This is a genomic window from Chloroflexus sp. (genome assembly GCF_034432675.1).
Classification (GTDB): domain Bacteria; phylum Chloroflexota; class Chloroflexia; order Chloroflexales; family Chloroflexaceae; genus Chloroflexus.
The window spans coordinates 1-8,639 of sequence record NZ_DAOUBI010000216.1; the positions used below are offsets into that span (position 1 = coordinate 1).

Here is an 8,639-nt window from a genome sequence, read left to right on the forward strand (position 1 = left end):
CAGCAACACGGGAAACGATTTCAGGGCGATTCCAACGCTAAGTGCAATGGCCTGCCACTGCCAGGCGGTGCACATCATTGCCAGCGCTGCCCAGAACAGTGGCAAAGCATCGAACTGACCGTGCCAGCACGAAACAATGATCGACACCGGATTCAGTGCGTAGATCATTGCTGCCTGCAAAGCTTGCCATGATGACCCACTGCGGCGATACACCCATTGCCAGATCACCGCCACAATGCCTGCGTCGGCGGCAATGATTGGCAGTCGGATCGCCAGCGAAAAGGACAGGATATTGTTTTGGGTAAGCCGGTGCGCAGCTACCTCAAACCCTGCCCACAATGGTGGGTAGGGATAGATGGCCGGTGTGTGGCGGTACAGACCAGATACGCCAAAGCGATCAATAATTTCGGCGACCTGTTGATAATTACGTACATCGATAATATCGTTTGCGAAAATACTTGCCAGCAAACGCACCAAACACGTCAGAATCAGCAAAACGGCTAGATGTATGGTTGGGTTAAGATGGGGCATGGATTATCATTTCCAACAATTCAGGGTGCGATCCATGTGACTGCATCCTTGACCCTAGAATGTACTCTGTTTTGTAGCAGGACATCCAGTTGCTGTGCCATTGTCCTTCATCGTCCTGACAATGGTGATCAGATCAAGTTGCAGCGTAATGCTGGACACAGCGCACACATGAAGTACTCGCCACCGCTCATCCGACGCAGCACTTGAGCGCAAATGCACTAGACCGGTCGGTGCGTCTGCCACAAACCCCAGTGGCTCGCCGGTGACACGCCTGACAGCGCTCCGGCACGGATCTGACAACCTGAATAATGCTCAGTATCACTCAAGATTTTATATCAATGGTTCACGCCAGGATTTTGGGTTAGAGCCTGATCGCCCGATACGGTTTTTGCTTACCTCTTATTGAAAGTTGATATAATATTATTCAATCTTCTTCTTTCCTCAACCTGAACGCCATAAGTTTCAGCAACAACTGATACCCCATCAACCCCAACCCCAGTACCCCAGTCGCGAGCGGCCCGTAATGCTTCTGATAGAAATACCGCAGGCTTTGCCGATAGTGCTGACCGGCCAGCCGGGGTGTTGGCCAGCTCTGCCCACCTAGATGCGTTACAGCGTAAGTGGGAACGTACATCACTTTCCAGCCGGCGTTTCGCATACGTAGACACCAGTCATTATCTTCAAAGTACAGAAAAAAGCCTTCATCAAGCAGCCCAACCTGCTCGATGGCAGCACGCTGCACACACATACATGCCCCGGAAACCCAGTCAACTTCGATAGGTGCGGCGACCCTCCAATCGTGCAACGGCTTACGCCAGATCAGCCTGGACAGACCACGCTTCAACAGATAGGGCAGTGTGGGATCACAACCGTAGGCAAAGGCTTGTGGTAAGCCACTTGCCGTTCGCAATTGTGGTGAAACGATACCCACCTGCGGATATTGGGTGAGAAACTCTGGTAGACGACTCAGCGTCGTAAAAGAGGCTAGTATATCACTGTTGAGCAGGATCACCGCCTGACCCGCTGCCCGGCGCAGACCGAGATTATTACCGGCTGCGAAACCGCGATTCTGCTCGCTCCTGATCACGTCTACCGACGGGAACAGGTCGGTTAGTCGTTGATACGTACCATCGGTTGAACCGTTATCAATCACAATCACCTGCCATCCATGCTCTAGTGCCTGTTGGTAAAACTGTTTCAAACAAGTGATGGTCAGCTCACAGGTATTGTGCGTCAGTACAATAACCGAGGCGGGTGGTGGGAGAGAGGTATTTTGGTGCATATCAGAATGGTGTATACGGGAATGATATGTTCAGTGCTGCTTATTTATGTGGCTATTGAAAGCGACGATATCGGCTGAGATTGTATCTTGCTCAGCGATTGACGTACCGAATACCACATGTTGCAATGTAGAAAATACGAACGTTTGATAATTCCGTTCATAACCTGAAGTACGAGCTTGCGAAATTCATAAACGCGAGGAAAGCGCACAAACCGATAACACCAAAGATAATGTTAACACTAAATAATGCGAACACTATCTTGAATGAGAATGAAACCATCGATTTGAACGGCATATCAAAGTTTTCAACCTCGACTCGATGTGCCAATTGTGCAAATTGATTCACCTCGACCTGGAGACGTGCAAGTTGCTCGCTCAGTGAACGAAGCACCTGTAATTACTCTTGTTAGGTCTGTTTAACGTGAGCAAGAAGGGTTAGCTGCTCTTGCAGCATTTCGACCGGATTTTTCTGCAATGTATTGGTTGGTTTTGAGGTCATAGCGTTGTTCTCCATTCGGTTGCTTGTATGACGACTGGGAGAATACAAGTTGACTCGCAGGAGTTACACAACATACATTGAAGTCAATACTCCGCTGAATGATACCCCTTTTGTACCTAGTGATTCATGTGTTTCGGTTATATAACGTTCAATACCCATCATGAATGGCATAATGGGTGTGCAGAACCAACCAGATCACTCGTGTATAGTATAGCACATGGTCTGTGAGCAACTCCCTGCGTGAAGAAGTGACGGTCCAGAACCTGTGATAGCGATATGTCTCTGATACCAGTGTCATAGAAGTCATAACACACTATTCAACGGCGCCTTGACGCTACATCTGAGCGCTGCACCGCTGTGTGCGCACTGGTATCCCCTGGGAGTGCGAGCCTCCGGCTCATCATCTATACTGAACCGTTCACACCGTCCCCCAGCGGGGGCGGGCCGGGGAGGGGGCGTCCTCCCGTCCCCAGCGGAGGCGGGCCGGGGAGGGGGCGTCCTCCCGTCCCCAGCGGGGGCGGGCCGGGGAGGGGGCGTCCTCCCGTCCCCAGCGGGGCGGGCCGGGGAGGGGGCGTGTCTTATACTATCTCCGTGAGCAAGCGTTAAGATGATTGCACTTACAGCCATCTCAATCGCAGCCACCATCATCTATCACCGAAATAGAGCCTTGTAGTTCGACCTGATAGTAATCTCATATTGACAAAAACAGCTTCCAAACGTTCCTCTGCTCAAGCCACGATCTCCCGATAGATAGAAAGCGTTTGTTCCGCGATATGACGTTGCGTGTAATGTGTTTCAACGCGTATGCGGCCACGCTGCGCCAGCGCTTGTCGCAGATCAGGCGCAGAGAGCAGATGTTTCAGTGTTTGCGTTAATGCCTGCACATCGCCTTCGGGCACGATCAATCCTGCATCTCCGATGACCTCAGGAATGGCACCCGAATTCGAGCCGATAACCGGGACACCGCACGCCATTGCTTCCAGCAAGACGCGACCGAGCTGCTCCTTCCAGACGTTCGTGGTGCGGCTAGGTAAGACAAGTACGTCAAGGTGACATAAAATTTTGGCGACTTCGTGCGGAGGTTGGGCGCCTTTCCAAACCACCCACTCTTCTATGCCAAGTTGTCGTGCCAGCGACTGTAATTCAGCTTGTAGAGGCCCAGCCCCCGTCACCCATACCTGTATCTGCCTGTCAGGCATCGCGCTGGTCAAAGCGGCAACCGCCTGTAACAAGAGATCAATTCCCTTCTCCCAAACCAGTCGTCCAATGTAGCCGATAGTGTACGAAGACTTCACGGCAGGCTGCTCGGACGAGCCATGATATTCAGCGCACGGACGAAAGAGTGTTGTATCAACACCCATTGCCGGCAGCAGTGGTGCTGGTCCATCAAAACCAAATCGCCGCAAGAGCGTGATTGCTTCGCTATTGGCACAGAAGATCATATCAGCTGCACTCAGCGTTTGCCGGATCACCCAGCGCACTGCCATTGACTTGCGACGGTCTTGATTCTGCCAGGTGTGGAGTAGAAGCCGGGACTGGGGTGCCCATATGCGGCGTACCCAGGCGATCTGCAACGCACTCAGGCTGTCTGGCTCTTCTTCGGCGTGAATGATATCGGGACGAAAGCGGTGGAGATGAAATGTTACGGTGCGGTACAGTGCGCGGTGCGGATCGGTAACACTTCCCACCATTGGGATGGTGAGTTGTCGATACCGACGCTGCGTATCGATTGGATGTAGATCGGTGGATTGGGACCGGTACGCCGGCACAATGTGATACAGCTCAACATCTGGTGCCTGTGCCAGATACTCTACCTTACGTTGCATGGAAGGGTATTGATAGCGTGCGATAAAGAGGATTTTCATAGGTGTCGGGAAAAGATTGGTCAAGACAGCCTGGAAATTTTTTCCTCAACGATATGAGCAGCAGGTTCCGCTGATACAACCGCCAACCACGATGTTGTTTCCTTCGTATACCCGATGCCAAACGTGGTTTGCCGTTTGGTATAACTTTTCAATGGTGGAAGAGGTAATTTTTGATTAAAAGGAGAACACTCAACTCCAACAGGGCTAATTCAAGATAAAAATCTGTATAAGATTAACCCTTATCAATCTCTGCTGCTCGCCGGAGAGCCAAAAATGCTTCTTTCAAAGGTTGATTTACAGCACTGTCAGGTTTATTCAGCAACAATTGTTGATAGTGGTTCAAGAATTGTATCCGCGATCTATGAAAAAGGTGTAAGAAGTGACGTAAAACCCTATACAGTCCAGTATTGTAATTTCTGTGCCATTAGTTTCTTCATAACATTTGACTGCATAGGATTTGACATCGTCGGTGATAACATCAGTAGTGATAAAAATATAATTGTGGATCTTATCTCTTGCGCGTGCTACCTTCTCGCATGCGCGATCAATGTCATCAATAGTAACTTGCTTCATTTTCATCTCGTAGACTGTGACTACCCGGTCGTCATTTGCAAGGCATACTTCAACGTCTCCAAACGAACCGGTTTGTTCATCAGCAGCGTTATGTTTTTGTAACGGTTGTATGTACTCTCCGATCTTCTCGCTGACTGAAAGATAGGCTGCTGCAATAATCAGGACTGGTAATCTACTGGAATTTTTGCATTTCAGGTGTTGTTCAATTAAACTGACAATATCTTCACTCGATAATGGCAGGGGGTCTTCAGTAGATGCAAGACCGGCGAGTAACGTTCTTATACGATCCCGGTTCTCTTCACGAATCACCACTGATATTCGGATGATCTCGGCTAACATATCTTCAGCACTTACTCGTCCTCTGTAAACATCGTCGAGCAGTTGTAGATTGTCTTTGTACGTGCGTCGTGGTCGGCCTACTAGCTCTAAGTCGGTGGTAAGCGGCTTGTCTAAATTGCGAAAAGCTGGTGTGAGGAATGCAGTGGTAGGATTGAGCGGTAGTTGATAGGTGTTAATAAAGGGTGTAATATACCTTTCATCATAGGTTTGTCCAGAAAAAGAGTCTTCTCCACCAATTTCAGTATAAGGTTTTCGAGAATCTATTTCTGGACGATGAATTTTGGCAAGTAAACAAGCCATAAGCATGCGGGTGCATGCCCGATTGCTGATCTGACGACACACAGATTCTATACGTGTGCGTATCTCTTGGTCAGTTATTGATGATCTGGAGAGATCAACAGATACGTATTCCAGGATACGTTTTAGGATTTCATGAGGATTTTCCAAGTTCTACTCCAAACAATGTATGAGATTGATAGAGAATTGGATCGTAATTCGTCCACAGAATTTCAGTTCGTTGGTCTTTGGTCGAGTGTATGGTTCTTGTTGGTCCTACATGCTTTATCCATTTGGGAGGCAAATAAAGTTCATTCATTAAATCACAATCGTAGCCAGAGATAGCAACGAAACCCTGCACTGAATTAAGCACATCAGCAAGTTGTTGATGTTCTTCATTGCTCATCTCATAGGCATATGCATTATTGTCACCTCTTGTCTCATGGACGTAAGGGGGATCACAGTAGAAAAGCGTGTCAGGTGAGTCGTACAGCCGGATGACCTCAAGCGCAGGTCGATTCTCAATCTGTACACGTAACAGGCGTATGGCAATGTCAGGGAGATCTTCGATTGCGCCAAACCAGCGCGAGATTGCACCCGCCATTCCTGACCGACTAGTTTGTTTGCAATTTGCCCATCGGCCAAGTGAAGCAGATTGAGCCAGCCCTGTTCGTACCTGACGAGCGCGAACATAAAATCGTCTCGCACGTTCAATTGGTTCAAGTGAGGGGTCTATTTCGCAGGCCAGAGCAAACTCTTCCCGCGAGAAAGGAGTGAGTGCAATCGCTCGTGTTAATTGATCCGGTTCATCGCGTAACACGCGAAAAAAATTGGTGACTTCGCCGTCAATATCATTGTACGTTTCAACAGGGGCTGGATCTCGGTTCAGCAATACAGCAGCCGATCCTCCGAAGGGTTCACAATAATGGTGACACGGAGGAAGTAACGGGAGAAGCCAGTCGAGGTGTGAATATTTCCCTCCGTACCAGCCGAATGCAATGAGTCTTCTCGTTCTCCGCTGCAGGATTGGCGATGGTGTCCGCTGATACTTCACTTGTGTCTCCGTATCTATAAAAGAATCAATTCGGAAGGGTATTTTTGCTGAACATGTATTGTCAGTTTGATTTCCTACCAGACGGTATTATATCAAACGTTTGTTTTGCTTTCTGCTCAGCCCACAGTATCTTAAACAGGTTCTCAGGAGTCTCTCTCACCCCTGCCCCTGATCGCTCGCCACACCTCACCGATCTGGCTCCGAAACAATGCTGGTTGTAGCACATATGCCCAACAGAAAAACCCACCAAACGCTACACCTGCCTTCCAGCCGACGGCTAGCCAGAGCGGTTGCACACTACCGACCAGACGATCCAGCAACCAGAAGACCAGGAGTGTCCCCAGCGCTGCCAACAGTGGGGTTTCTAACACCTGGCGTAGGTCAACAACAAGCTGCCGCCGCACCTGCCAGTATGCGATCAACAAACTGAACCCGGCAGCAATGACAGCGCCAATTGCCATCCCGAAACCACCAGCTATCAGTGTCAGCGGTGTTCCAATCAGCACGAGTAACGACAATTGAATCGCCGACAATGTCACGACCCGCTGCGGTTCACCGCTGCCGATAAACCAGGCACTGAGATTGTCCCAAACTGGGCGGATGACTGCCAGCAAGATCAGGATGCGCAAGAGCGGTATTGCCGGCTGCCATTGAGCGCCGAACAGCAGCGGCACCAGTTCATCGGCGCTCAACATTACTGCCAGTGCTATCGGCACTGCCAGATGCAGTGATCCCCACAACACCCGTGTTGCTGCCCGTTGCAACCGGATCACATCATCGCGCAACTGACTGTACGTGAAGATGGCTGCCCGTCCAAGCACTGCACTCAGTAGCAGGGCCGGCCATTGAGCGACCCGATAGGCACGATCATAATGACCCAGCTGAACTGTTCCAGCGATAGTGCCCAGGATCATATTGTCTACTTGCGTGGTCAGGCCGGCAATCGCCTGTCCCAAACCGGATGTCATCCCAAAACGGAGGTAGGCTACCGCCAGTGTCGGCTGATAACGCCAGCGTAGCCGTAACAGATGGCGCTGTGTATACAGCGCGTACAGCCCAATGCCAATCAACGACAACAGCGTAAATGACGTGGCCTGGGCCAGGATGCTATACCGCTTCAGATCGGTAAAAGCGCACACAAACGCCGGGATATATGATAGCGGCATGGCAATTCCGTTGATGATGCTTATCGGCTTAAAACGCAGATCGCTCTCCAAAACGATCTGAAACACTCCCAACAGGCTTTCGATACCAGACAGGATCATCAACACCAGCATGATCTCGATCACTGCTACCGGATAGCCCAACCAGTGTAACAGTGGTGCCACACTGAATGCCAACAGCACCCCACCCCACCCAGCCAGCATATCCAGCACAAACAGCGTTCCTACCGTCTCGCCGGTGATAGCCCGCTTCTGAGCGAAAGCGTAGTTGAGCGCAATCTTGCTGCGTACCTGGAAGAGTGAAAAAAAGAACATCGCCAGCGCAAACTCGCCGTACACATCAGGGCTGAGCAGGCGCATCAGCAGCATATTGGCCAGAAACCCAAATCCAATCGTCCAGTAGGAACTGGCCACAACCCATAGACTCCCCCGCACTGCTCGTGTAGCCAGCAGGGGAGGCGGTGAGTTCGGAGGTGGGTGAGGTGAGTGGAGGGTTGGCATAGGTAGTTATATTGACATAAAACGAATGATATTTTGCACTACGCATCTACCGCCTCATCACCGCAAACGCTGACCAGATCGCTGGGTGGGCCGGCGCCGGGTCGTGGAACAGATCGCGTTGGGTCTGGCGCAGAGCTATTGCCGACGACTGCGCTTGCATCAGGTGCTGGTAAAAGAGGGCCATCAGACCCACGGCAGGTTCGCCTTTGATCGACTACAGGCTGACGAGCAAGCGTTGCGCGTCAGTGATCAGGCGGGCTGATAGAAATGCGATTGTAGCGCACACAGTGTCAAGCGGCAGGTGAGAGGTAGTCATTGCAGACCTCATGGCACAATGCGTGCACGGCAACACGCGGTTGTTCAATGTCGCAGCGGTTCTGTACAGGCAGAATCGAGGATAATCTTTACACCGGTTTTGTTTACTCAAGTATACCACTTATATGTACACCCAATTGCTCTGTTGCAACGATTGGATATATCGAGACGCAGGCACCGATGGATGGTGGAGACCACTCCGTTGCTGATCGGCTCCCGCCGCTGCAGGCTGCGCTTGCGC

7 protein-coding genes and 1 pseudogene are annotated in these 8,639 nt (G+C 50.6%); 1 reads left to right on the forward strand and 7 read right to left on the reverse strand.

Annotated elements, in window-relative coordinates:
- From VAE55_RS16060 to VAE55_RS16090, 7 genes and pseudogenes are all read right to left on the reverse strand, one after another.
- Positions 1 to 531, reverse strand: a pseudogene (locus VAE55_RS16060) (hypothetical protein); the annotation flags it as partial.
- A gap of 424 nt (positions 532 to 955) precedes the next feature.
- Positions 956 to 1,813 (reverse strand): glycosyltransferase family 2 protein, encoded by an 858-nt coding sequence (locus VAE55_RS16065; protein ID WP_322816742.1) that lies wholly within the window; start codon positions 1,811 to 1,813, stop codon positions 956 to 958.
- 1,227 nt (positions 1,814 to 3,040) lie between these two features.
- Positions 3,041 to 4,138 (reverse strand): glycosyltransferase, encoded by a 1,098-nt coding sequence (locus VAE55_RS16070; RefSeq protein ID WP_322816743.1) that lies wholly within the window; start codon positions 4,136 to 4,138, stop codon positions 3,041 to 3,043.
- Positions 4,139 to 4,516: 378 nt separating this feature from the next.
- The gene (locus VAE55_RS16075; RefSeq protein WP_322816744.1) at positions 4,517 to 5,536 is read right to left on the reverse strand and encodes a DNA methyltransferase; all 1,020 of its coding nucleotides are present in this window, start codon (positions 5,534 to 5,536) and stop codon (positions 4,517 to 4,519) included.
- Entirely contained in the window at positions 5,520 to 6,419 is a 900-nt protein-coding gene (locus VAE55_RS16080; protein ID WP_322816745.1) for a DNA adenine methylase, read from the reverse strand. Before VAE55_RS16080 ends, VAE55_RS16075 begins: the two co-directional genes overlap by 17 nt.
- A gap of 143 nt (positions 6,420 to 6,562) precedes the next feature.
- On the reverse strand, positions 6,563 to 8,083 hold the full coding sequence (locus VAE55_RS16085) for an oligosaccharide flippase family protein (protein WP_322816746.1): 1,521 nt from the start codon (positions 8,081 to 8,083) through the stop codon (positions 6,563 to 6,565).
- A gap of 46 nt (positions 8,084 to 8,129) precedes the next feature.
- Positions 8,130 to 8,243 (reverse strand): hypothetical protein, encoded by a 114-nt coding sequence (locus VAE55_RS16090; protein WP_322816747.1) that lies wholly within the window; start codon positions 8,241 to 8,243, stop codon positions 8,130 to 8,132.
- Here VAE55_RS16090 and VAE55_RS16095 point away from each other — a divergent pair.
- The gene (locus VAE55_RS16095) at positions 8,187 to 8,345 is read left to right on the forward strand and encodes a hypothetical protein (protein WP_322816748.1); all 159 of its coding nucleotides are present in this window, start codon (positions 8,187 to 8,189) and stop codon (positions 8,343 to 8,345) included. The two genes, VAE55_RS16090 and VAE55_RS16095, sit on opposite strands and share 57 nt — an antisense overlap.
- Positions 8,346 to 8,639 lie beyond the last annotated feature (294 nt).

Coding starts and splice junctions, on each gene's coding strand:
- VAE55_RS16065 (WP_322816742.1), bottom strand. CDS start 1,813: ATGCACCAAAATACCTCTCTCCCACCACCCGCCTCGGTTATTGTACTG.
- VAE55_RS16070 (WP_322816743.1), bottom strand. CDS start 4,138: ATGCAACGTAAGGTAGAGTATCTGGCACAGGCACCAGATGTTGAGCTG.
- VAE55_RS16085 (WP_322816746.1), bottom strand. CDS start 8,083: ATGCCAACCCTCCACTCACCTCACCCACCTCCGAACTCACCGCCTCCC.
- VAE55_RS16090 (WP_322816747.1), bottom strand. CDS start 8,243: ATGCAAGCGCAGTCGTCGGCAATAGCTCTGCGCCAGACCCAACGCGAT.